Source organism: Noviherbaspirillum galbum (assembly GCF_010974945.1).
Classification (GTDB): Bacteria; Pseudomonadota; Gammaproteobacteria; order Burkholderiales; family Burkholderiaceae_D; genus Noviherbaspirillum; species Noviherbaspirillum galbum.
This window is the reverse complement of the sequence record NZ_JAAIVB010000078.1, coordinates 1-20701: the sequence shown is the minus strand read 5'-3', so window position 1 is coordinate 20701 and position 20701 is coordinate 1. Positions and strand designations below refer to the sequence as shown.

Sequence of the window (20701 nt, the reverse complement as noted above, 5' to 3'; positions counted from 1 at the left end):
CGCGTGCATCACCGTACCCCATAATGTGTCATGGCGCCGCCATTGCCGGTCAGCCATGCGAATGTGCGGACACCGTGCCCTTGCGCGGTCCGTACGCCTACCCTTCCGCCGTCACGAGAAAGGATGCCCCATGGCCTCACGTGAAAACAATCCACGCCTGACCGAGCACGGCGTTGTCTTCCAGGTCAGCATTGGCGGGTCGGAACACCAGTGCGTCATTTCACGCGAGGCACTGGAGTCGCTTTCCGACATGAAGGATGTCGACGTGTCGGACGCCGACTCGCTCGACGTGTTCCACGCCTTCGAAACCACGATCCGTTCCACCGCCAAGACCCTGGCGGATGCCGAGCCGGCGCAACCCATCCTGGAAATCAAGCCTTCCATCTTCCGCCTGCATCCCGAAGGACGCCCCGCAGCTCCCTGATCCCCGGGCCCGCTGCGCGGGGCATCACTGGAAGGCAACCTCGGCGAAGCTGCGCAGCTTGCGGCTGTGAAGCTTGTCCACTCCCTGCTTGCGCAGCAGCTCCACTGCACGGATGCCGATGCGCAAATGCTGGTCGACCCGTTCCCGGTAAAAATGATTCGCCATTCCCGGCAGCTTGATCTCGCCATGCAGCGGTTTGTCGCTAACGCATAGCAGGGTGCCATAGGGTACGCGGAAACGGAAACCGTTCGCCGCGATCGTCGCGCTCTCCATGTCCAGGGCAATGGCGCGGCTTTGCGAGAAGCGGCGCTCCGGCGTGCGGTGCGGCAGCAGTTCCCAGTTGCGGTTGTCGGTGCTGGCCACGGTGCCGGTGCGCATCACGCGCTTGAGTTCATAACCCGTCAGCTGCGTTACTTCCGCAACCGCGGCCTCGAGGGCGAGCTGGACTTCCGCGAGCGGCGGGATCGGCACCCAGAGCGGCAGGTCTTCGTCCAGGACGTGATCTTCGCGGACGTAACCGTGGGCGAGCACGTAGTCGCCGAGCTGCTGGGTATTGCGCAGCCCTGCGCAGTGGCCGAGCATCAGCCAGGCATGCGGACGCAGCACCGCCACATGGTCGGTAATGGTCTTCGCATTGGCGGGACCGACGCCGATGTTGATCATGGTGATGCCGCAGCCGTCTTCGCGCACGAGGTGGTAGGCCGGCATCTGCGGCATGCGCGGCGGCGGCGCCCCGAGCGCATCGCCCGGCTGCGGCGCTTCGCCGATGCGGCGCGTGACGACGTTGCCCGGCTCGACGAAGGCAACGTAGCCGTGCTGGTCTTCCGATGCATCCGGCCGGGCGCGCGCCATGATTTCATGGCCGAGCTTGAGGAATTCGTCGATGTAAAACTGGTAGTTGGTGAACAGCACGAAATTCTGGAAGTGCTCTGCGGCCGTGCCCGTGTAGTGCCGCAGGCGCTGCAATGAATAATCGACCCGGGGCGCGGTAAACAAGGCCAGCGGCTGGGGCTCGCCCGCGGGAATGTCGTTGGTGCCGTTGGCGATGCCGTCGTCCATTGCGGCAAGGTCGGGCAGGTCGAACAGGTCGCGCATGGCGAGGCGCCGCTCGGGCGGCATCGTGCCCTCGATGTGATCATGCTCCGCGAAGGAGAAATGCACCGGGATGGGCTGCGCGCTGACCCCGATCTCCAGCCGCACCTGGTGGTTGTAGCCGTGGTTCTTCAGGAGAAGCCGGAATTGTTCGGGGTAATAATTGGCGAACAGATCCGGACGGGTAAGGGTGGTCTCGTAGGTGCCGGGGCCGGCGACGAAGCCGTACGACCGGCGGGAATCCGCGCGCGCCACGGTATCGGTATGCACCCGCACATAGGGGTAGCACGCCCGGACGCGGCTCGGAAAATTCTCACCCTCCACGAAACGGCGCAGGCAGTCGCGCAGATGCTGGATGCCGGAATGATAGATGAGGCGGACCTGTTCGAGCGCGGCGGCGGGATCATCGTAGAGCGCGGGTGCGACATAGGGCGGAGTGAGCAACAGGGACTCCCTGGTGATGGACTTGGCCTATTGTAGAACAAGCGCCCGCCGGTGATGGCGGACATGAAGGGAAGGAAGGCAAAAACCCATACGTATGGGATGGCGGAAGTCCATGCCGCGGGTAACATTCTCCACCGTAAGCACGCCCTGCGTGTCCGATTGCATGTTCATTCGATGGAGGCTTTTCCGATGTATCCGTCCGCGACCGATATTGTCTTTCACTTCTGGCGTTTGATGGCGGGCAATGACTTCGGGGCGGTGGGCGCCGTGCTGGCGCATGACTTTACGCTGGAGCGGCCGCAATCCGAGGATCGCGTCACTGGCGCCGACGGGTTCGCAAGCATGAACGGCCAGTTCGCCGACGGCGCTCCCTGGCGCTTCACCGTCCATCGCGTCGTCGGCGGCAGCGACGAAGCGGTTTCCGATGTCAGCATGAGCGACGGAATGCGCGAGATGCGCGTCATTTCTTTTTTCGAGATCAGCGGCGGCAAGATTTCGCAGATCACCGAATACTGGCAGGATTGCTGTCCGCTGCCGCTCCTGATGCAGCGCGGCGCCGGGGACCTGCGCAATCCTGCCTGACCATCAATCCGATGGTTCACCGCTCAGGACAGCAGCCGGCCCATCTTTTCCGAGACCAGGTCAGCCAGCTTTTCCATCGGCGTCAGGCGCTTGGCGGTGATGACGACGCGGGGCAGGGAGGCGTCGACGGCCGCCGTGGCGCAATCCGCCGGTGCGGCCTGGGGATGGATCGCGCTGACCGCGGCGGCGGCTGTGAGGGCGGCAACGGCGGCGACGATGGCGATGTGCAGGGAGCGTGCGGTTTTCATGGCGTATCCTTTCCGGTGCGTGTTGTTCGAGGTGTTGTCGCGATGTGATGGTGTCACTGTAGCCATGCCTTGCCGGGGACGCGACCGGAATGCGACGAACTGCGGAAATGCGGGATCGAACTGCAAAAAGCCACGCTGAAGCGGACGGGGAAGCGGACGTGGACGATGCGGCGCCCTGCCGGGAAATGTGGCATTCTTGCGCCTTGCCGCCATTCCCTGCTTTCCGGAGATTCCCCATGCTGACCATCCGTCCCGCCGCCGCCGGCGACCTGCCCTCCATCCGCGCGCTGCTGGATGCCAATGCCCTCCCTTCGGACGACATCACGGCCGGCCACCTGGCGCATTTCATCGTCCTCAGCCAGACCTCGCGCGTGCTTGGCGCGGTGGGCCTCGAAGCCGATGGCAGCAAGGGAACGATCCTGTCGCTGGCGGTGGAGCCGTCCATGCACAGCCGAGGCCTCGGCAGCCGGCTGCTGGAACTGATCGAGAGCCATGCGCGGGAAGCCGGCATCGATGATCTTTATCTGCTGCCCGGCACGGCCGGCGGCTTCTTCAGGATGTACGGTTACGAACCGGCCGAGCGCGACGCGGTGCCGGCGGGATTGCAGTCAGGTTCTGGCGCTTCGCTTTCCGAACCGGCTGCGGCCATGTTCAAGCGCCTGGACTAAAGCCTGGACTAAGTGCGGCCGCGGCGCAGGCTGCCCGCCGCCCAGCATGCTACGGCCGCCGCGATGGCGAGGTGATAGAGGTCGAGGCGCGCGAACCCATGCCATTCCCCCTTCGTGCCGATCAGCAGTCCCGCCAGGGCAAACAGGACGGCCCCCGCCAGCGAACTCCACAAGGCATGCCGGCGGCCGCCCCAGACGATGCCGGCCAGGGCGACGATGTTGACTGCCAGCGAGACGAACGGCGGCAGAAAGGGGAATGCCGCCAGCGCCAGCGCCGCGAGCAGCCAGGACCCGGGGACGCGCAAGGCATCCAGCGCCACCAGGAACAGGCTGATCTTTCCGGACAGCCTGCTCGCGAAGCGATGCGGCTCCCCGAGTCCGGCCAGTCCCGCATACTCCAGCGCGCCAAGCGCCGAGGCGATGCCGATCAGGGCGAAACCGATGGCCGCCAGTGCATCTCTCCTCTTCCAGCAAACCAGGCTGGCCGCGAGGCAGGCTGAGAGAAGAACGATTTCACAGGCGACGTGGATGAACATGGAACGACAGGCATGCTGGCAATGACGGGATGGGGAATCCTGCCGCCACGCAACATGCTTGTCAAGGTGGAACTCAGGCCCTCATGCCTTCGCGGATGGCGTGCGCGGCGTTCCACCCAAGACGCTTCATCAGCAAGTCTTCCGTGATGCAGTGCAGGGCCGCCGCGTCGGCGCGCAGGGTGATGAAGGGAGGGCCCTCCGCTTCCCCGGACAGGGGCGCGGGAACCCGCGCCAGGCGAGGCGCGTGGAAGCCCAGCGAGCGGGCGAGGGCGATCGCGCGGTGGTTGGCTTCACGGGTCTGGACGTTGGCGACGACCGGCCGGGGCCGTTCCCGATAGAGCAGCTCGAAGGCGAAGGCGGTCGCCAGCCGCGCCACGCCGCGGCCTTCGAGTTCGGGGTGCACCGCGAAAGACAGGTTGCACCCAAGTTCATCGTTGCCAAGGATGATGCGCCGCGCCCAGGCGACGCCGGCGATACGCCCGCCATGCATCGCGCTGACGCAGACCGGCATGCCATCGGCCTCCCGCCACCCCGCGGCTTGCATGACGGCATGGCCGGGACCGAGCAGGTCGGCATAGCGCCGGCTATTCCCCCAGATCATTGCCTGGACGAGGCGGGGAAACAGGCGCCGCCCCTCCAGGTTGAAGACGAATCCGCGATACGCGCCAAGGGGCAGGGGCGACGTATCCGGCACGATCCACCGAATCGGCATCGAGCCACCCTTCGATGCGTCAGTCCGACCTGCGGCCGGCGCCCAGCACGCGCATCAGCGTTTCCTTGCCATGGGTGGCGATCTGTCTTTCCACCTGGGCGAGGGCAGTATGTTCCGTGCCTTGTGGGCCGCTGGCGATCCGCTTGCCGGAAGACCTTTCCGTGACGGCCCAGCCTCCGTGCCGGTCATACAGCCAGGCATGCAGGATGAACTGTATTTCTTCGCAGCCCGGCACGACGACTTCCTCGCCGCTCAGTTCCTGCGCCTGTCCAAACTCGTTGCAGATCAAGAATTTTTCCATCGTGAGTATCCGTGTAGCATCTCGGCGCAAGCTAGGGGCCGGTCCATGATATATACAATTACGGGATTGGATTGCAAGACGGCGGGGGAGTGCCATCACCGGCTCGTCATTCCTCAGGCGCGGCCCGGGGAACCCGCCCGCGATTTAAGCTTTCCAACGAGAACAGGCGAATCAAACCAAGGAAAGAAAAGATGTCAATGACGACCCAGTATGCCGACGTGGAACCGTCGCGCGAACAGGTGGATGCCATCAACGGCCCGGTCGTGCTCGAATTCGGAGCCCCGTGGTGCAGCATCTGCATGGGAACGCAGGATGCGATCGGCGCGGCAATGAACGACCATCCGGCAGTGCGGCACATCAAGATCGAGGACGGCAGGGGCCGGCCGCTGGGCAGGAGCTTTCGCGTGAAGCTTTGGCCCACGCTGGTGTTCATGCGCGACGGCGCGGAAGTGGGCCGGTTGGTGCGGCCCGGTTCCGCCGGCCAGATCCGCGAGGCGCTTGCGCAATTGCAGTCGCCCCCAGGCGCGGTCTAAGCCGCGGGAAAGGCGCGCTGCAGGATCTGCTGCTGCGCCGCCGCGTCCGCACGCAACGTGCCGTAGACCCTGCCGCCGGCCGCGCCGGAACGGCTGTCGATGAAGGCATCCGCCATCCACGCCGGCGCGTGCGCCAGCATCAGGCTGCCTTGCAGCGCCAGGACCAGTTGCTGGACGAAGCGGCGTCCCAGCATTTCGCGCTGCTCCGGCGGCGCGGCCAGGTTTTCCTTCAATGATTGCAGCAGGGCCGCCATGCCGGCATGCGATGCGCCGGCCCGGGACAGTTCCTGCATCAGCAGCGACGCGCCTTCGGGTTCGCGTTCGATGGCACGCATCACGTCCAGGCACATCACGTTGCCCGATCCTTCCCAGATCGAATTCACCGGCGCTTCCCGGTAATGACGGGCCATCGGGCCGGTCTCGACGTAGCCGTTGCCGCCCCAGACTTCCATGCACTCGCCGGCGAACTCGATGGCTCGCTTGCAGACCCAGAACTTGGCCGCCGGCGTGACGATGCGCCGCCACGCGCGCTCCAGCGGATCGGACGGCGCTTCGAAGGATCGCGCCAGCCTCAGCATGAGCAGGGTGGCGGCCTCGGATTCGAGCGCGAGATCGGCCAGGACGTTGCGCATCAGCGGCTGATCGGCGAGATGGCGGCCGAACGCGCTGCGGTGCCGCGCATGGTGGATGGCCTGTACCAGGGCCTGGCGCATGAGGGCGGCGCTGCCGATGACGCAGTCAAGGCGGGTATGGTTGGCCATCTCGATGATGGTGGGAACGCCGCGTCCTTCATCGCCTACCATGATGCCGCTGGCTTCCTGGAACTCGACTTCGCTGCTGGAGTTGGAACGGTTGCCGAGCTTGTCCTTCAGGCGCTGCACCAGCACGCTGTTCTTGCCGCCGTCGGCACGCCAGCGCGGCACGAAGAAGCAGGACACGCCATTCTCCGTCCGTGCCAGCACGAGGTGGGCGTCGCACATCGGCGCCGAGAAAAACCACTTGTGGCCGGTCAGCGCATATTCCGCGCCGCGGCCCTCGCCATTCAGCGGACGCGCCATGGTGCTGTTGGTGCGCACGTCGGAGCCGCCCTGCTTCTCGGTCATGCCCATGCCGATCATGATGGATTTCTTTTGCGCGATCGGCAGGTCGCGCGGATCGTGCTCCCTGGAAAACAGCTTGTCGCGCAGGCCGGCGAACAGGGAGGGTTCGTTCTGCAGCACCGGGATGGACGCGAAGGTCATGGTGGTCGGGCAGAGCGATCCGGCTTCCACCTGGGCTTGCAGGAAATAACCGGCGGCGCGCGCGACGTGCGCTCCCGGGCGCGGATCGGACCAGGGCATGGCATGCAGGCCTTCGCGCCGCAGCAGCGCCAGCAGGGCATGCCAGCTCGGGTGGAAATCGACCTTGTCTACCCGGTTGCCGAAGCGGTCATGGGTGGAAAGTTCCGGCAGGAACCGGTTGGCTTGTTCGCCGAGTTCCAGCGTTTCCTTCCGCCCGAGCTCTTCGCCGAAGCGCGCGAGGTTTTCCCGGTACCAGTCAGCGCCTTCGCGGCGGGCGTTTTCCTGCAAGGCAGGATCGGTCAGGAAGAGGTTGTAGTCCTGCAGTTCGGGCACCTGGTTGGTGACCTCATGGGTAGGCCATGGCATGCTTGTCTCCGTCGCACTCTCGATGCGACATCTTACAGCGCGCCGGACGCGGGCAGGGCGGCGCGCTGTAAGGCACGCAATGTTTAGAGTAAAGATTCAAGCCGCAAGACGCCTTCCCCGCAGGCCAGGTCGGCATGCCTCAATGCAGCAGGGGATGCAGCACCAGGCCGAGCACGGCAGCGATGACGATGATGGCGGGCTCCTGCAGCTTCCTGAACTTCAACAGCAGCAGCACCGTCCCGATGGCGATGCAGGCGGTCGGCAGGTCGACGATGGAACGCCGCGCGATCACGATCACCGAGCCGGCGATGGCGCCGACCGCCGCGGCGGTGATGCCGTCCACGAAGGCCACCACGCCGGGCAGCCTGCCGTAGCGCTTGAAGTATGGCGCCGGGATGATGGTGAACAGGTAGCAAGGCACGAAGGTGGCGAACGCGGCCACGCTCGCGCCGGACAGCCCGGCGATCAGGTAGCCGATGAAGCCGACGGTGATCACCACCGGCCCGGGAGTGATCATCGCAACGGCGACGGCATCGACGAATTGCTTGTCGTTGAGCCAGTGGTGTTCGGTCACCACGCCGCCGTACAGGAAAGGCACGATCGCGAGGCCGGAACCGAAGACGAAGGCGCCGGCCTTCGCGAAGAAGATGCCGACCTGCGCCAGCACCGAGCCATCGACCGAGCCGAGGAGGCTGCCGGCGAGCGGCATCTGGGTCAGGGCGGCCGCCTGCAGCTTGCCCGGCCAGCGCGGCGGTGCGCGTAGCAGCCAGACCAGGATGCCCGCCGCGATGAACAGCCAGGCGATCTCGGACTCGGTGACTACGGTGACCACGGCAAGGACAAGATAGATGGCCCAGAGCAGCTTGTCCTTGCCGACGCTCTTTTCCGTCAGCTTCCTGGCGCTCATCGCGATGATGCCGATCACGGCCGCGCCGACGCCGTAGAACACCGCCTGCATCCATGGCAGGCCGCCGAAACGGACGTAGGCCCATCCCAGCGCGACCACCATGAGGAAAGAGGGGAGCACGAAGGCGAGGCCGGCGAGGGTGGCGCCGCGGATGCGGTAATGCACATAGCCGAGGTAGATGCCAAGCTGCGCCGCCAGCGGTCCGGGCGCGAGCTGGGCGAGCGCCAGGCCTTCCTTGTAATCCGCCTCGGATATCCAGCGCCGGTCCTCCACGAGGTCGCGGTGCATGTAGCCGACGAGGGCGACCGGTCCGCCGAATCCGAGGCTGCCGAGACGCAGCATGTAGCGGACGAGCTGCCAGAGCGTGTACGACGGTTTCGCGGCCGCCGGGCCATCCTCGTGGTGCATGGCATTCTCCTCGTTCTCTTCTCCAGGAGAGTACATGATATCAATCCGCCATGTCGTCCTCGTACATTCTGGTTATCTGCTTATGACTCCACGGCCTCATTCAGGACAGCAGGCGACGTCCGGCATGAAGGGCGCGGATCTGCACGGCAACCGCATACAGCAGCAGCGCCGCGCTCGCGTAGCGCACGCTACGCACGATGCCGAAGAAGAGCAGCCTTTCCAGCGACACCGGACCGAGTCCCGCGGTGCCGGCAACCCAGCCCAGCACGGCGGCGGCGGCCAGCCCGGCCAGCACCAGGACGCGGGCGCCCGGCCGCAAGCCGGCATGCGGCGCGTCGCTTGCCGGCGTCCGGATCCACCAGCGTGCGATCCACAACGCGAGCACCGCGAGTCCGAGCGCTGTGCTGGCATGCTGCAGCAGGTTGTAGAGCGGCAGGAACACGCCATCGGCGAGGGCAAGCGGTTGGTGCAGCCAGGTCCAGTAACGCGTCGGCAGCGTATTGCCATGCGTGAAGCTGTCCCATGCGAGATGCGTCGCCGCGCCCGCCGCGAACGAGGCCAGCAGCACGAGCAGGTCGCGCGCCGTGCGCGGCACCCAGGCCGCGGGGTCGCCGTTCAGCCTGCGCCCCAGGGATGCGGGCATCAGCGCAAGCAGCGGCCCTTTCAGCAACAGGTAGTACAGGACGTAAGCCACCAGCCCCGCCGGAACGCAGAAGAAGGCGATGCCGGCCAGGCTGTGGCTGAACCATCCCGGTACGCCCAGCTTGAAGAAGTAGGCGAAGTCGGGACTCATGCTGCCGATCGCGAGAGCCTGCGCGTTGGCCGCCGGCCAGAAGCGGCGCACGGGGAGAATGGCGGCCGGATGGGCGAAAGTGAAGGGCATGGAGGACGGCGAACGGGGCGGGTAGGACACCGGGCATTCTACCGCGGACAAGCCTGTTGCAGGACGTGACAGCGGTGTTCCAAATTGCAGCAGCATGGCGCGCATCCCGGCCGCAAAAGACTGCGCGGGAAGGAAAAATCCAGTGGCACAGGACTTGCCTATTCGTGGGAAACCCGCATCCACCAACAAGGAGAGACCATGAAAACCCTGCTCACCCACGCCCTCGCCGCCGCGATCGTCGCCGGCACCGCCTTCTACACCGCCACCGCGGCAGCCCACGGCGACGTCACGCCGCAGGCCGTCGACACCAAGGGACTGCCGCAGCTCGGCGATCAGTGGCGTGAAGAGAATCCGTTCTCCGGCAACAAGGACGCCATCCGCATCGGCAGTTCCGCCTATAACCAGAACTGCGCGCGCTGCCACGGCATCGAAGCGATTTCCGGCGGCATCGCGCCCGACCTGCGCATGCTCGACCGCGACTGCGTCAAGCTCGCCAACGAAAGCAAGAAAAAGGCTTGCTACAAGGACGTCGACAAGTACTTCCTCAGCTCGGTCCGCAACGGCAAGGTGCGCAACGGCGCGGTCTACATGCCGAAGTTCGAGGGCATCCTGTCGCAGGAAGCCTTCTGGTCCGTCAAGTCTTATCTCGAGACCCGCCGCGAAGTCAAATAAGGCGGTGCCCGGCGCGCGGGCCTGAAGCCTTTTTCACATAACAACGACAATGGAGACAAGCATGAAACAAGCAAGCACGCGCGTCGCGCGCATCCTGTTGCTGGCCGCCTGCGCCCTGGCGGCCGCGATGCCGGCCTGGGCCGATCTCGCCGAGGCGAAGAAGACCGGCGTCCTGAAGGTGGCGGTCTACAAGGGCATGCCGCCGTTTTCCGACAACGGCGCCGGCATCGACGTCGACATCGCCAACGCCCTCGCGGGCAAGCTGGGCCTCAAGATGAGCCTGCTGCCCTTCGACGCCGGCGAGGAAGTCAACGACGACTTGCGCAACATGGTCTGGAAAGGTCATTACCTCGGATACGGCCCCGCCGACGTGATGATGCACGTTCCCGTCGACCGCCGGCTGATGGAAGACAACAAGCGGGTCGAGATCTTCGCGCCCTATTACCGCGACCGGGTGCGCCTCGTGCGCGACGTCCGCAAGGTACCGCAGTGCGACGGCATCGACTGCATCGCCGGCAAGCCCGTCGGCGTGGAAAAGGTATCCATCGCCGCCATGCTGCTGCTGGGCGAAGGGGAAGGCCGCTACCGCAACGACGTGCGCATTTTCGAACATGCCACCGATGCCATGGAAAAACTGCGCGCGGGAGAACTCGCCGCGGTGCTCGCCACGCAGTCCGAGATCGAGTCCGGCATGAAGGGCGATGCCAATCTCGCGATGTCGGACGTGCGCTTCGCCCGCTTGCCGGGACAGGGCTGGGTCGCCGGGCTGGCGGTAAAGAAGGAAAACCTCGAACTAGCGAAGGCGCTGCAGGCGGCCATGAATGACCTGGTGGAATCGGGCGAGCTTGCCGCCATCTTCCGCAAATACGGCGTCAATCCGGTCAAGCCCTGAGCCCTGATCCCTCCTCATGCTGGCCCTATCCGCAACGCGCCGCCATGCCGTGTTCCGCATGGCCATGGAGTTCATCGTTACCTTCCTGCTGCTGTCCGGCCTGAGCCTGCTGATGGCGGGCCGCGAGGCGCGTGCCGGCGTCATGACGCGCGACGCCATGGCGCGCGCCTTCCCCTCGCCCTATCTGCTCGGCGAGCGCGACCCGGCCTTGCCGGTCTGGCCGGTGTTCAAGCAAAACGCTACCAGCAACGATCTCGTCGGCTATGCCTTCGAGTCGATCGACTTCGTTGCCATTCCGGGATTCGCGGGCGTTCCGGTCAACATGCTGGTGCTGCTCGGCCCGTCCGGCGAGTTCGTGGACGTGCGCGTGATCTCGCATCATGAGCCGGTGTTCCTCGACGGCCTGGGCGAAGCGCCGCTGCACCGCTTTGCCGCGCAGTACCGCGGCCTCTCGCTGCGCCAGAACATTGCCATCGACGCCGCGCCGCGCAACCGCGCCGGCAACGACGCCGGCAACGTTCATATCGATGGCGTGGCGAAAGCCACCGCCTCCGTGCGCATCATCAACCAGAGCGTGATCGCCGCCGCCTTGAAGGTGGCGCGCGCGCGGCTCGGCTTTTCCGGCGGCAGCGATCCGGACCGGATCGCCCGCGTCCGGCAAAACTATCTGGAACGCCTGCGCCCTGAAGAGCTGCAAGCCGCGGGACTGCTATCCCGCCTGCAGCTCGATAATGCCGCCGTCGAACGTGCCTTCGCCGGCAGCGAAGCGGAAGGTATCGACCAGGAGGCCGTGTCGCAGCCGTCGTCGAGCTTCATTGACCTCGCGGTGACGCCCTTGTCCGTGCCGTCCGCCGCCCAGAGCCTGTTGACGCCGCGCGACCAGGAGCGCCTGAAGGGCCGGCTCGAGCCCGGCGACCATGCCTTGCTCGTTTCCTGGCGCGGCCGCTACGGCATCGTGTCGGACAGCTTCGTGCCCGGCACGGTATCCGACCGCCTCGTCCTCAGCCAGGGCGGCCTGCCGATGGAGATGCGCGACCTGAACTTCGACCTGAAGCCGCCAGCGGACTCGCCGCTGCAGGGCAGGCAGTTCAAGATTTTCCGCGTCATCGCGCAGAGCGGTCTCGACCCCGCGCTGCCCATGCAGTTCGCCTTCAAGGTACAGCGCTTCAAGGGCCAGATCTACCCCGAGAAATTCACCCGCGATTTTTCTTTTTCGCTGGCTTTGCCGGCACGATTCGTCGTCAAGCCGGAGCCCGACAACAAGGGCTGGCTGCCGATCTGGAAGCAGCGCTGGATGGAAATCGCGCTGGCCGTCGCGGCGCTGGCGCTGCTGTTCGCCGCCCTGCTGCGCTGGCGCGGACTGGTGGCGGACGGCCGCCGCTTCGGGCGCATCCGCACGGGCTTTCTCGGCTTCACCCTTGTTTTCATCGGCTGGTTCGCGCAAGGGCAGTTATCCATCGTCAACCTCACCGGGCTGGTCCAGGCGCTCCATGAAAAGCGCGACCTGTCGTATCTCATGTACGACCCGATGTCGATCGTGTTATGGGGAGGGGTGCTGGTCAGCCTGTTCATTTGGGGACGGGGCACATTCTGCGGCTGGCTCTGTCCCTTCGGCGCCATGCAGGAATTCGTTGCCAAAGCCGCGCGGCTGCTGCGCGTGCCGCAATGGCGCGTGGGCAGGCGGACGGACCAGGCATTGCGCGGCCTGAAATACATCGCGCTGGCGGGGATCCTGGCTTGCGCCTGGTGGTCGCCGGCCTGGACCGACAGGCTCGTCGAGCTCGAACCCTTCAAGACGGCCATCACTCTCAACTTCGTCCGCGCCTGGCCTTACGTGCTGTATGCCGCCGGACTGCTGGCCCTCAATGCGCTCGTCTACAAGGCGTTCTGCCGTTATCTGTGTCCGTTCGGCGCCGGCCTGGCGGTGCTGGGGCGGGTGCGCCTGTGGAACTGGCTGCCGCGCCGGAAGGAATGCGGCACGCCCTGCCAGACCTGCCGCCATCGATGCGACTATGGCGCGATCCGCAAGGACGGCGCCATCCGCTACGACGAATGCTTCCAGTGCATGGATTGCGTCGTCATCCACCAGAGCGACGACCTGTGCGCGCCGCTCCTGCTGGAAAAGAAGCGGCGGGTGATTCCGGTGCGCGCGGCCTGACATCTACTTGTATCTTCGGGGGACATGATGCGACGACGACAATTTCTCGCGGCCGGCATGGGCATCGTTGCCGCTGCCTGCGGCTGGGAAAGGATGCTTCCGGAAGGCCAGCGCGTCTATCGCGGCGCCAGCCTCGCTTTCGGCACCACGGTATCGATGCAGGTGGTGCATCACGACGAAGGCGCCGCCATGGAGGCCATCTCTGCCGCCTTCGCCGCCGCCGCGGAGGTTGACCGGCTGATGAGCCTGTACCGCCCCGATAGCCAGGTGCGCATCCTCAACGACGAAGGCCGTCTCGGACATCCGCATCCTCACCTGCTGCGCGTGCTGGAGACGGCGCAATACCTGTCGATGCGCACCCAAGGCGCATTCGACGTCACGGTGCAGCCGCTCTGGGAGCCGAGTGTCGACGGCCGTGACCGGTCGCAGGCCTTGCAGAAGGTGGGATGGCGCGATCTTGCGTTCAGCGCGCATGAAGTCCGCCTCAAGCGGCCGGGCATGGCCGTCACGCTCAACGGCATCGCCCAAGGCTACGCCACCGACGTCGCCCTCGCCACGCTGCGCCGGCGTGGCATCGAACACGCCTTGGTGGATATCGGCGAGTTGCGCAGTGCCGGCAGGCGCGACCAGGCGCACCCATGGCAGATCGGACTGGCCGATCCGCGGCGGGAAGCGGCGATGATTGCCGCCGCCGCCATGGATGGGCGCGGAGTAGCAACTTCCGGCGACTATGCGACGCGCTTCGCCGACGGCTACGCCGACCATCACATCTGGAACCCGCTGACCGGGCGATCTCCCGAGGAACTGTCCAGCGTCACCGTCTTCGCGCCCGATGCCATGATGGCCGACGGGTTGTCGACCGCCCTGATGGTGCTCGGCAGGGAAGAAGGGATGCGGCTCGTCAGCGACATGAAGGGCGTCGACGTCTTCATGGTCGACAAGGCAGGCCGCATTTTCCGCACGGCGAATGTCCCGCTCATCTGACGTCCAACTGATAAAAAAATGAACGCCCGCCGGAGCAGTTGCTGCAAAACCGGACATGCGCCGTTCCCGCCCCAGCGGCGGAACATCCCCGCGAGACCGGCCGGCGATCATCTGGCGGCCCTCGCCGCGCCGCGCGAATTCCCTTGAAATACAAGGACTAAGGCCATGCCTCATGCCGGCTCCGGCATGAGGCGCCAAAGACATTCTCATTACCGGCACAGCTCTTGCCATGTTGCCCCCAAGCCATGTCCATGGTGATTTCAACATTAAATTTGGGAGAGAACATGAAGAAGAGTTTGTTGGCGGGCGCGTGCGCCCTGATGGGCTGTCATGCGGCGCAGGCCGTCGAGATGCAGGCGGGAGAATGGAACGTCTCGGTTGGCGGCATCGTCAATGCCTACTACACCGCCGTCGGTTGCTCGGGCGCCGACGTGGCCGGCATCGCCCTCGCGGGCAAGGCTCTCGGCTGCGGCGGAGAAGATCACCGCACCACCATCGGCAACGGCCTGCTGCCGAATGCGCTCATCGTCGGCGCGAAGAGCAAGCAGGGCGGCTACGACGTCGGCGGAACGATCGGCATCATGGCGCACACCGCGACCGACAGCGCCATCGCGGCGAACAATGGCGTCGACGTGCGCCAGGCATTCATCACCGTCGGCAACGGCGAGCTCGGCACCTTCAAGCTCGGCCGCGATTATGGCATCTTCGGCTCGAATGCCATCCTGAGCGACATGACGCTGCTCGGCGCGGGCGCGCCGGTGCAGGCCACCCAGCGCGGCCGGGTGACGCTGGGTCATATCGGCGCGGGCTATACCTACCTTGGCACCTACGGCCAGATCGCCTACAGCGCACCGAAGGCCGGCGGGCTCGGGTTCGACGTGGCGCTGGTCAGTCCCGTCGGCAACGGCGGCATCTTCAACGCCAAGTCGATGCCGCAGCTGCAGGGACAAGTCTCCGTCGGCGGGCAAGGATTCAAGGCATGGGCCGGCGCCAAGACGCAGAAGTTCTATTCCACCACCGCCGCGCCTGACTTCAACATGAACGCCTTCGAGATCGGCGCGTCCTGGACCGCGGGCGACCTGGCGCTGCTCGGCAACGCGCAGACCGGCAAGGGTCTCGGCATCCTCTCCGATGGCGACCAGGGCGACATCCGCTCGAACAACGTCTTCCTTCAGGCGACCTACAAGACGTCCGACAAGCTCAAGCTCGGCATCGGCTACGGGATGAGCCGCAACCAGGATGACACCGCCGGCCTGCGTTCGAACCGCAACCTGACGATCGGCTCCTATTACGCGCTGACGAAGAGCGTGACGCTGGTGGGCGAGGTCGGGCAAACCCGATCGCGCGACGTCGCCGGCCGCGATGCGCGCCTGAACGGCATTTCGCTTGGCGGCATCCTGTTCTTCTAAACCTGCATTTCCGCCGGAAACGAACGCCCGCATGGCAGCGCGCCGTGCGGGCGTCGACGTTTTCGGCGCGTACCGGGAGCTTGCGTCGCAGAGGTGTTGCAAGGCTGTTCAGAGACGAGTGTTGCAGCTTGTGACACCCGCGCTCCGGTTGCTCAAATTCCGCACAACCCGCCGCCCAGGCATGGCCTGAAACCGCCTGAATTCCCGGTTTCGACGCTGGCACAGGTATTGCCAATAAGGGATCGTGCTACCGCACTCGAACCCATCACCCCATACGCCAACTCGGAGGAAGACATGAATCTGGCAGACATCACCAAACTGGGCATCGCCACCCCGTTCAAGCAGCGCTACGACAACTTCATCGGTGGCAAGTTCGTTCCCCCGACCAAGGGCGAATACTTCGAGAACATCAGCCCGGTGATCGGCCGCGCCTTCTGCGAAGTGGCACGTTCAAGCGCCGACGACATCGAGCTGGCGCTCGATGCCGCGCACGCCGCCAAGAAAGGCTGGGCCAAGACGTCCCCGACCGACCGCGCGAACATCCTCAACAAGATCGCCGACCGCATGGAAGCCAACCTGCAGCTCCTGGCGACCGCGGAAACGATCGACAACGGCAAGCCCATCCGCGAGACCATGGCGGCCGACATTCCCCTGGCCATCGACCATTTCCGTTACTTCGCCGCCTGCATCCGCTCGCAGGAAGGCAGCATCGGCGAAATCGATTCCGAAACCTACGCCTATCATTTCCATGAGCCGCTCGGCGTCGTCGGCCAGATCATTCCCTGGAACTTCCCGATCCTGATGGCCGCATGGAAGGTGGCGCCCGCGCTGGCGGCCGGCAACTGCGTGGTGCTCAAGCCTGCCGAGCAGACGCCCGCGTCCATCATGGTCCTGGTGGAACTGATCGCCGACCTTCTGCCGCCCGGCGTGCTCAACGTCGTCAATGGCTTCGGCCTGGAAGCCGGCAAGCCGCTGGCCTCGAACAAGCGCATCGCCAAGATCGCCTTCACCGGCGAGACCGGCACCGGCCGCCTGATCATGCAATACGCGTCGCAGAATCTCATCCCCGTGACGCTGGAACTCGGCGGCAAGTCGCCCAACATCTTCTTTGCCGACGTCATGGACAAGGATGACGAGTTCTTCGACAAGTGCCTCGAAGGTTTCGCCATGTTCGCGCTGAACCAGGGCGAGGTCTGCACCTGCCCGTCGCGCGTGCTGGTGCAGGAATCCATCTATGACCGGTTCATCGAGCGTGCGGTCCAGCGCGTGAATGCCATCAAGCAGGGCAGCCCCCTGGATGCGTCCACCATGATCGGCGCGCAGGCATCCCAGGAGCAGCTCGAGAAGATCTTGTCCTACATCGACATTGGCCGCCAGGAAGGCGCCGAGGTGCTGACCGGCGGCGAGCGCCACCAGCTGCCGGGCGACCTGCAGTCAGGCTACTACGTCAAGCCGACGATCTTCCGCGGCCACAACAAGATGCGCATCTTCCAGGAAGAAATCTTCGGGCCGGTGGTTTCGGTGACGACCTTCAAGGATGAGGAAGAAGCGCTGGCGATCGCGAACGATACCCTCTATGGCCTCGGCGCCGGCGTGTGGAGCCGCGACGGCGCGCGCGCCTTCCGCATGGGCCGCAACATCGAAGCCGGCCGCGTCTGGACCAACTGCTACCACCTCTATCCGGCGCATGCCGCGTTCGGCGGCTACAAGCAGTCCGGCATCGGCCGCGAGACGCACAAGATGATGCTCGACCATTACCAGCAGACGAAGAACCTGCTGGTGAGCTACAGCCCGAAGGCGCTCGGCTTCTTCTAAGCGAGATCGCGCCGGGGCGGTCCGCGCCGCCCCTGCGCCCAACGAAGGAGGACAGATGGCAGAGAACATTCCGCCGCGCGTGGTCGCCACGGACGCCGCCATGGACCTGATCGGAACACTGACGCAACGCTATGGTCCCCTGATGTTTTTCCAGTCCGGCGGATGCTGCGATGGCAGTTCGCCGATGTGTTACCCGGCCGGCGAATTCAGCCTCAGCCAGGCCGACGTCTGCATGGGCACGCTGAATGGCGCGCCCTTCTACATCGGCCACGACCAGTTCGAATACTGGAAGCACACCCAGCTGATCATCGACGTCGTGCCGGGCATGGGTGGCATGTTTTCGCTGGAAAACGGAACGGGCAGCCGCTTCTTCACCCGTTCCCGGCTGTTCAGCGATGAAGAATGCGACCTGCTGGCCAAGCGGGAAGCGAGGGAAGAAGCACAGTAACGATCAGGCCAATTCAAAATTTCAACCTTGGAGGAGATAAAGTGAAGAACACGATATTGACAACGATGGTGCTTGCCGCGCTGGCAAGCCCTCTGCTGGCGCATGCCGCCGGCAATGACAAGTCCACGCCGGTGACCGACGCCATGTTGGACAACGACGCGAAGAGCACCAAGGACGTGCTGTCCTGGGGCATGGGCCCGCAAGGCCAGCGTTACTCCCCGCTCAACCAGATTAATTCAAAGAACGCCGCGCGCCTCGTGCCAGCGTGGTCGTTCTCGTTCGGCGGCGAGAAGCAGCGCGGCCAGGAATCCCAGCCGGTGATCCACGACGGCCGCATGTTCGTCACCGCCTCCTATTCGCGCATCTATGCGCTGGATGCCAAGACCGGCGAGAAGCTGTGGAAGTACGAGCACCGCCTGCCGGAAGGCATCATGCCCTGCTGCGACGTGGTCAACCGCGGCGCCGCGCTCTATGACAACCTCGTGATCTTCAGCACGCTGGATGCCTATCTCGTCGCGCTCGACCAGAAGACCGGCGACCTCGTGTGGAAGGAAAAGATCGATGACTACGCCGCCGGCTATTCCAACACCGCCGCGCCGCTGATTGCCAAGGGCTTGCTGCTGACCGGCGTGTCGGGCGGCGAGTTCGGCGTGGTCGGCCGCGTCGAGGCGCGCGATCCGCGCACCGGCCAGCTGGTCTGGATGCGTCCGACGGTCGAAGGCCACATGGGCTACAAGTACGACAAGGATGGCAAGTCCACCGAGAACGGCATTTCCGGCACCACCAACAAGTCCTGGCCCGGCGAGCTGTGGAAGACCGGCGGCGCGGCGACCTGGCTCGGCGGCACCTATGACCCGTCCACCGGCCTGGCCTATTTCGGCACCGGCAACCCAGCCCCCTGGAACAGCCACCTCCGGCCCGGCGACAACCTGTTCTCCTCATCCACGGTTGCCATCGACGTCGCGACCGGCCAGATCAAGTGGCATTACCAGACGACCCCGCACGACGGCTGGGACTTCGACGGCGTGAACGAATTCGTCACCTTCGACATGAACGGCAAGCGCTTCGGCGGCAAGGCCGACCGCAATGGCTTCTTCTACGTGATCGACGCCAAGGACGGCAAGCTGCAGAACGCCTTCCCCTTCGTCAAGAAGATCACTTGGGCGACCGGAATCGACCTCAAGACCGGCCGTCCCAACTACACGCCGACCGGACGTCCCGGCGATCCGACGAAAGGCAGCGATGGCAAGAAAGGCGAAGTCGTGTTTGCCGCGCCGGGCTTCCTCGGCGGGAAGAACCAGATGCCCATGGCGTTCAGCCCGAATACCGGTCTGTTCTATGTGCCCGCGAACGAGTGGGGCATGGACATCTGGAACGAACCGATCAGCTACAAGAAGGGCGCCGCCTTCCTTGGCGCAGGCTTCACCATCAAGCCGCTGAACGAAGACTACATCGGCGCGCTGCGCGCGGTCGATCCGAAGAGCGGCAAGATTGTCTGGGAAGTGAAGAACAACGCGCCGCTGTGGGGCGGCGTCATGACCACCGGCGGCAACCTGGTGTTCTATGGCACGCCCGAGGGCTTCATCAAGGCGATCGACGCGAAGACCGGCAAGGAAGTCTGGAAATTTCAGACCGGCTCCGGCGTGGTCGCGCCGCCGGTCACCTGGGAAGAGAACGGCGTGCAGTACGTTGCGGTCGTGTCCGGCTGGGGCGGCGCGGTTCCCCTGTGGGGCGGCGAAGTGGCCAAGCGCGTGAACTTCCTCGAACAGGGCGGCTCGGTCTGGGTCTTCAAGCTCGCATCGATCTAAGTCATCCTCTCTGGTTGTCTCCACTCCACCTTCCGCCGGCGCTGTCCGGCGGTCCTTCTCCGGGAGTGTTTGCCGGCGGCGCTTGCCGCCGGTTTTTTTTGTCCTGCCGATACGGCGGCCATCGTGTCTCCGGCAGCGAATGCGCCAGCCTGCAACACCTGTCCCATTCAGGGACAGATGATCCTCAAGAATCGCTGCATGCGAACGGCTTTTGCACCGGAGCCGCCTCTTCCGCGCTCCAACCAACGGCATGAGGCGTGGCATGCAACTTGCTGAATTGGGTATCAGAGGCATCGGCCTGCTGCACCTGGCGAAGGCGCACAGCGAGGCACACCAAGGCAAGCTGCCCTGCCTATAACAACGATGGAGACAAGATTACGATGAGCCGCAATCCTGATTCGCGAACCAACTGGCGCTGGACCGGAATCCTGTTGCCGATTTGCGCGGCATGGCCCTGCGTGCCGGCGACGGCACAGACCGCCGCCTCAACCGACGACGGCCGCCCGCCGGAGAGCATCGTCATCTCCGCCAGCCGCAACGCCCAGCGCCAGTTCGACGCCGCTGCTTCCATCGACGCCATCCAGCTCGATCCCCTACGCGCCAACACGCCCCTGGTCAACCTCTCCGAACTCACCGGCGCCGTCCCCGGCCTGCAGCTGCGCGAACGCCAGAACTACGCCCAGGACCTGCAGCTCTCCGTGCGCGGCTTCGGCACCCGCTCCACCTTCGGCGTGCGCGGCATCCGCCTGCTCATCGACGGCATCCCCGCCACCATGCCCGACGGCCAGGGCCAGGCCGCTTCCGCCAGCCTGCCCTCCGTCCAGCGCATCGAGGTCCTGCGCGGCCCCGTCGCCCAGCTCTATGGCAATGCCTCCGGCGGCGTGGTGCAGATCTTTTCCCAGGACCCGCCCCTGCGCCCCGGCGCCAACCAGGCCAGCGTTGCCGCCGGCGCCGGCAGCGACAACCAGCGCCAGCTCACCGCCGGCTTCGCCGCGGGCACCGATGGCGCCGGCCTGCGCGCCGACCTGAGCCACTACACCACCGACGGCTATCGCGACCACAGCGCCGCCGAGCGCAACCAGTTCAATGCCAAGGGTGTCTGGAACGCCGGCCCCGACACCACCCTCACCG

At 65.3% G+C, this 20701-nt stretch carries 21 protein-coding genes; 13 read left to right on the top strand and 8 right to left on the bottom strand.

All coding sequences use genetic code 11. From position 1 onward, the window contains the following. The first annotated feature begins 130 nt into the window (after positions 1–130). Positions 131–424 (top strand): DUF1488 family protein, encoded by a 294-nt coding sequence (locus tag G3574_RS22755; RefSeq protein WP_163967844.1) that lies wholly within the window; start codon positions 131–133, stop codon positions 422–424. A gap of 24 nt (positions 425–448) precedes the next feature. On the opposite strand, the gene G3574_RS22750 is transcribed toward G3574_RS22755, so the two are convergent. Next, entirely contained in the window at positions 449–1960 is a 1512-nt protein-coding gene (locus G3574_RS22750) for an AMP nucleosidase (protein ID WP_163967843.1), read from the bottom strand. 63 nt (positions 1961–2023) lie between these two features. Between G3574_RS22750 and G3574_RS22745 the strand changes: the two genes are divergently transcribed. Then, positions 2024–2542 carry a nuclear transport factor 2 family protein gene (locus tag G3574_RS22745; RefSeq protein WP_235953577.1) on the top strand — a complete coding sequence of 173 codons (519 nt, stop codon included), beginning with the start codon at positions 2024–2026 and terminating at the stop codon, positions 2540–2542. A gap of 23 nt (positions 2543–2565) precedes the next feature. Here G3574_RS22745 and G3574_RS22740 read toward each other — a convergent pair whose 3' ends face one another. Next, positions 2566–2790 carry a hypothetical protein gene (locus tag G3574_RS22740; protein WP_163967842.1) on the bottom strand — a complete coding sequence of 75 codons (225 nt, stop codon included), beginning with the start codon at positions 2788–2790 and terminating at the stop codon, positions 2566–2568. Between the two features lie 236 nt (positions 2791–3026). On the opposite strand from G3574_RS22740, the gene G3574_RS22735 reads away from it, so the two are divergent. Then, positions 3027–3458, top strand: a complete 432-nt coding sequence (locus G3574_RS22735; RefSeq protein WP_163967841.1) for a GNAT family N-acetyltransferase — start codon at positions 3027–3029, stop codon at positions 3456–3458. An 8-nt stretch (positions 3459–3466) separates the two neighbouring features. Here G3574_RS22735 and G3574_RS22730 read toward each other — a convergent pair whose 3' ends face one another. The 3 genes from G3574_RS22730 to G3574_RS22720 all read right to left on the bottom strand — a co-directional run bounded on the left by G3574_RS22730 (position 3467) and on the right by G3574_RS22720 (position 5007). Beyond that, positions 3467–3994, bottom strand: coding sequence for a hypothetical protein (locus tag G3574_RS22730; RefSeq protein WP_163967840.1), 528 nt, complete (start codon positions 3992–3994; stop codon positions 3467–3469). Positions 3995–4067: 73 nt separating this feature from the next. Beyond that, entirely contained in the window at positions 4068–4706 is a 639-nt protein-coding gene (locus G3574_RS22725; RefSeq protein ID WP_163967839.1) for a GNAT family N-acetyltransferase, read from the bottom strand. Positions 4707–4725: 19 nt separating this feature from the next. Then, positions 4726–5007 (bottom strand): hypothetical protein, encoded by a 282-nt coding sequence (locus G3574_RS22720; protein ID WP_163967838.1) that lies wholly within the window; start codon positions 5005–5007, stop codon positions 4726–4728. A 191-nt stretch (positions 5008–5198) separates the two neighbouring features. Between G3574_RS22720 and G3574_RS22715 the strand changes: the two genes are divergently transcribed. Beyond that, positions 5199–5540: a thioredoxin family protein gene (locus G3574_RS22715; RefSeq protein WP_163967837.1), complete on the top strand. Its 342-nt coding sequence runs from the start codon at positions 5199–5201 to the stop codon at positions 5538–5540. Here G3574_RS22715 and G3574_RS22710 read toward each other — a convergent pair. The 3 genes from G3574_RS22710 to G3574_RS22700 form a co-directional block, all read right to left on the bottom strand. Then, positions 5537–7186 (bottom strand): isovaleryl-CoA dehydrogenase, encoded by a 1650-nt coding sequence (locus G3574_RS22710; RefSeq protein ID WP_163967836.1) that lies wholly within the window; start codon positions 7184–7186, stop codon positions 5537–5539. The two genes, G3574_RS22715 and G3574_RS22710, sit on opposite strands and share 4 nt — an antisense overlap. 139 nt (positions 7187–7325) lie before the next feature. Then, entirely contained in the window at positions 7326–8501 is a 1176-nt protein-coding gene (locus G3574_RS22705) for a chromate transporter (RefSeq protein WP_163968141.1), read from the bottom strand. A 100-nt stretch (positions 8502–8601) separates the two neighbouring features. Continuing rightward, positions 8602–9384, bottom strand: coding sequence for a DUF4184 family protein (locus G3574_RS22700; protein ID WP_163967835.1), 783 nt, complete (start codon positions 9382–9384; stop codon positions 8602–8604). Between the two features lie 198 nt (positions 9385–9582). On the opposite strand from G3574_RS22700, the gene pedF reads away from it, so the two are divergent. The 9 genes from pedF to G3574_RS22655 all read left to right on the top strand — a co-directional run. Beyond that, positions 9583–10056, top strand: coding sequence for a cytochrome c-550 PedF (gene pedF, locus G3574_RS22695; protein ID WP_163967834.1), 474 nt, complete (start codon positions 9583–9585; stop codon positions 10054–10056). Positions 10057–10117: 61 nt separating this feature from the next. Then, a complete protein-coding gene (locus G3574_RS22690; RefSeq protein WP_163967833.1) occupies positions 10118–10948 on the top strand; it encodes a substrate-binding periplasmic protein in 831 nt (276 codons plus the stop codon). Between the two features lie 16 nt (positions 10949–10964). Next, positions 10965–13106, top strand: a complete 2142-nt coding sequence (locus G3574_RS22685) for a 4Fe-4S binding protein (RefSeq protein WP_235953576.1) — start codon at positions 10965–10967, stop codon at positions 13104–13106. 24 nt (positions 13107–13130) lie between these two features. Then, positions 13131–14090 (top strand): FAD:protein FMN transferase, encoded by a 960-nt coding sequence (locus G3574_RS22680; RefSeq protein WP_235953575.1) that lies wholly within the window; start codon positions 13131–13133, stop codon positions 14088–14090. 284 nt (positions 14091–14374) lie between these two features. Next, a complete protein-coding gene (locus tag G3574_RS22675; protein ID WP_163967832.1) occupies positions 14375–15499 on the top strand; it encodes a porin in 1125 nt (374 codons plus the stop codon). Positions 15500–15793: 294 nt separating this feature from the next. Next, positions 15794–17314, top strand: coding sequence for an aldehyde dehydrogenase (gene adh, locus G3574_RS22670; protein WP_163967831.1), 1521 nt, complete (start codon positions 15794–15796; stop codon positions 17312–17314). Positions 17315–17369: 55 nt separating this feature from the next. Next, on the top strand, positions 17370–17762 hold the full coding sequence (locus G3574_RS22665) for a DUF779 domain-containing protein (protein ID WP_163967830.1): 393 nt from the start codon (positions 17370–17372) through the stop codon (positions 17760–17762). Positions 17763–17827: 65 nt separating this feature from the next. Then, positions 17828–19570, top strand: coding sequence for a PQQ-dependent methanol/ethanol family dehydrogenase (locus tag G3574_RS22660; protein ID WP_163968138.1), 1743 nt, complete (start codon positions 17828–17830; stop codon positions 19568–19570). Between the two features lie 380 nt (positions 19571–19950). After that, positions 19951–20701, top strand: a 751-nt coding sequence (locus tag G3574_RS22655; RefSeq protein ID WP_163967829.1) for a TonB-dependent receptor plug domain-containing protein, incomplete at its 3' end; no start/stop codon positions are given.

Bases quoted from the DNA above. Each gene is read 5' to 3' on its own strand.
- G3574_RS22755 (WP_163967844.1), top strand. From the start codon at position 131: ATGGCCTCACGTGAAAACAATCCACGCCTGACCGAGCACGGCGTTGTC.
- G3574_RS22745 (WP_235953577.1), top strand. From the start codon at position 2,024: ATGAAGGGAAGGAAGGCAAAAACCCATACGTATGGGATGGCGGAAGTC.
- G3574_RS22740 (WP_163967842.1), bottom strand. From the start codon at position 2,790: ATGAAAACCGCACGCTCCCTGCACATCGCCATCGTCGCCGCCGTTGCC.
- G3574_RS22735 (WP_163967841.1), top strand. From the start codon at position 3,027: ATGCTGACCATCCGTCCCGCCGCCGCCGGCGACCTGCCCTCCATCCGC.
- G3574_RS22730 (WP_163967840.1), bottom strand. From the start codon at position 3,994: ATGTTCATCCACGTCGCCTGTGAAATCGTTCTTCTCTCAGCCTGCCTC.
- G3574_RS22725 (WP_163967839.1), bottom strand. From the start codon at position 4,706: ATGCCGATTCGGTGGATCGTGCCGGATACGTCGCCCCTGCCCCTTGGC.
- G3574_RS22720 (WP_163967838.1), bottom strand. From the start codon at position 5,007: ATGGAAAAATTCTTGATCTGCAACGAGTTTGGACAGGCGCAGGAACTG.
- G3574_RS22715 (WP_163967837.1), top strand. From the start codon at position 5,199: ATGTCAATGACGACCCAGTATGCCGACGTGGAACCGTCGCGCGAACAG.
- G3574_RS22710 (WP_163967836.1), bottom strand. From the start codon at position 7,186: ATGCCATGGCCTACCCATGAGGTCACCAACCAGGTGCCCGAACTGCAG.
- G3574_RS22705 (WP_163968141.1), bottom strand. From the start codon at position 8,501: ATGCACCACGAGGATGGCCCGGCGGCCGCGAAACCGTCGTACACGCTC.
- G3574_RS22700 (WP_163967835.1), bottom strand. From the start codon at position 9,384: ATGCCCTTCACTTTCGCCCATCCGGCCGCCATTCTCCCCGTGCGCCGC.
- pedF (WP_163967834.1), top strand. From the start codon at position 9,583: ATGAAAACCCTGCTCACCCACGCCCTCGCCGCCGCGATCGTCGCCGGC.
- G3574_RS22690 (WP_163967833.1), top strand. From the start codon at position 10,118: ATGAAACAAGCAAGCACGCGCGTCGCGCGCATCCTGTTGCTGGCCGCC.
- G3574_RS22685 (WP_235953576.1), top strand. From the start codon at position 10,965: ATGCTGGCCCTATCCGCAACGCGCCGCCATGCCGTGTTCCGCATGGCC.
- G3574_RS22680 (WP_235953575.1), top strand. From the start codon at position 13,131: ATGATGCGACGACGACAATTTCTCGCGGCCGGCATGGGCATCGTTGCC.
- G3574_RS22675 (WP_163967832.1), top strand. From the start codon at position 14,375: ATGAAGAAGAGTTTGTTGGCGGGCGCGTGCGCCCTGATGGGCTGTCAT.
- adh (WP_163967831.1), top strand. From the start codon at position 15,794: ATGAATCTGGCAGACATCACCAAACTGGGCATCGCCACCCCGTTCAAG.
- G3574_RS22665 (WP_163967830.1), top strand. From the start codon at position 17,370: ATGGCAGAGAACATTCCGCCGCGCGTGGTCGCCACGGACGCCGCCATG.
- G3574_RS22660 (WP_163968138.1), top strand. From the start codon at position 17,828: ATGGTGCTTGCCGCGCTGGCAAGCCCTCTGCTGGCGCATGCCGCCGGC.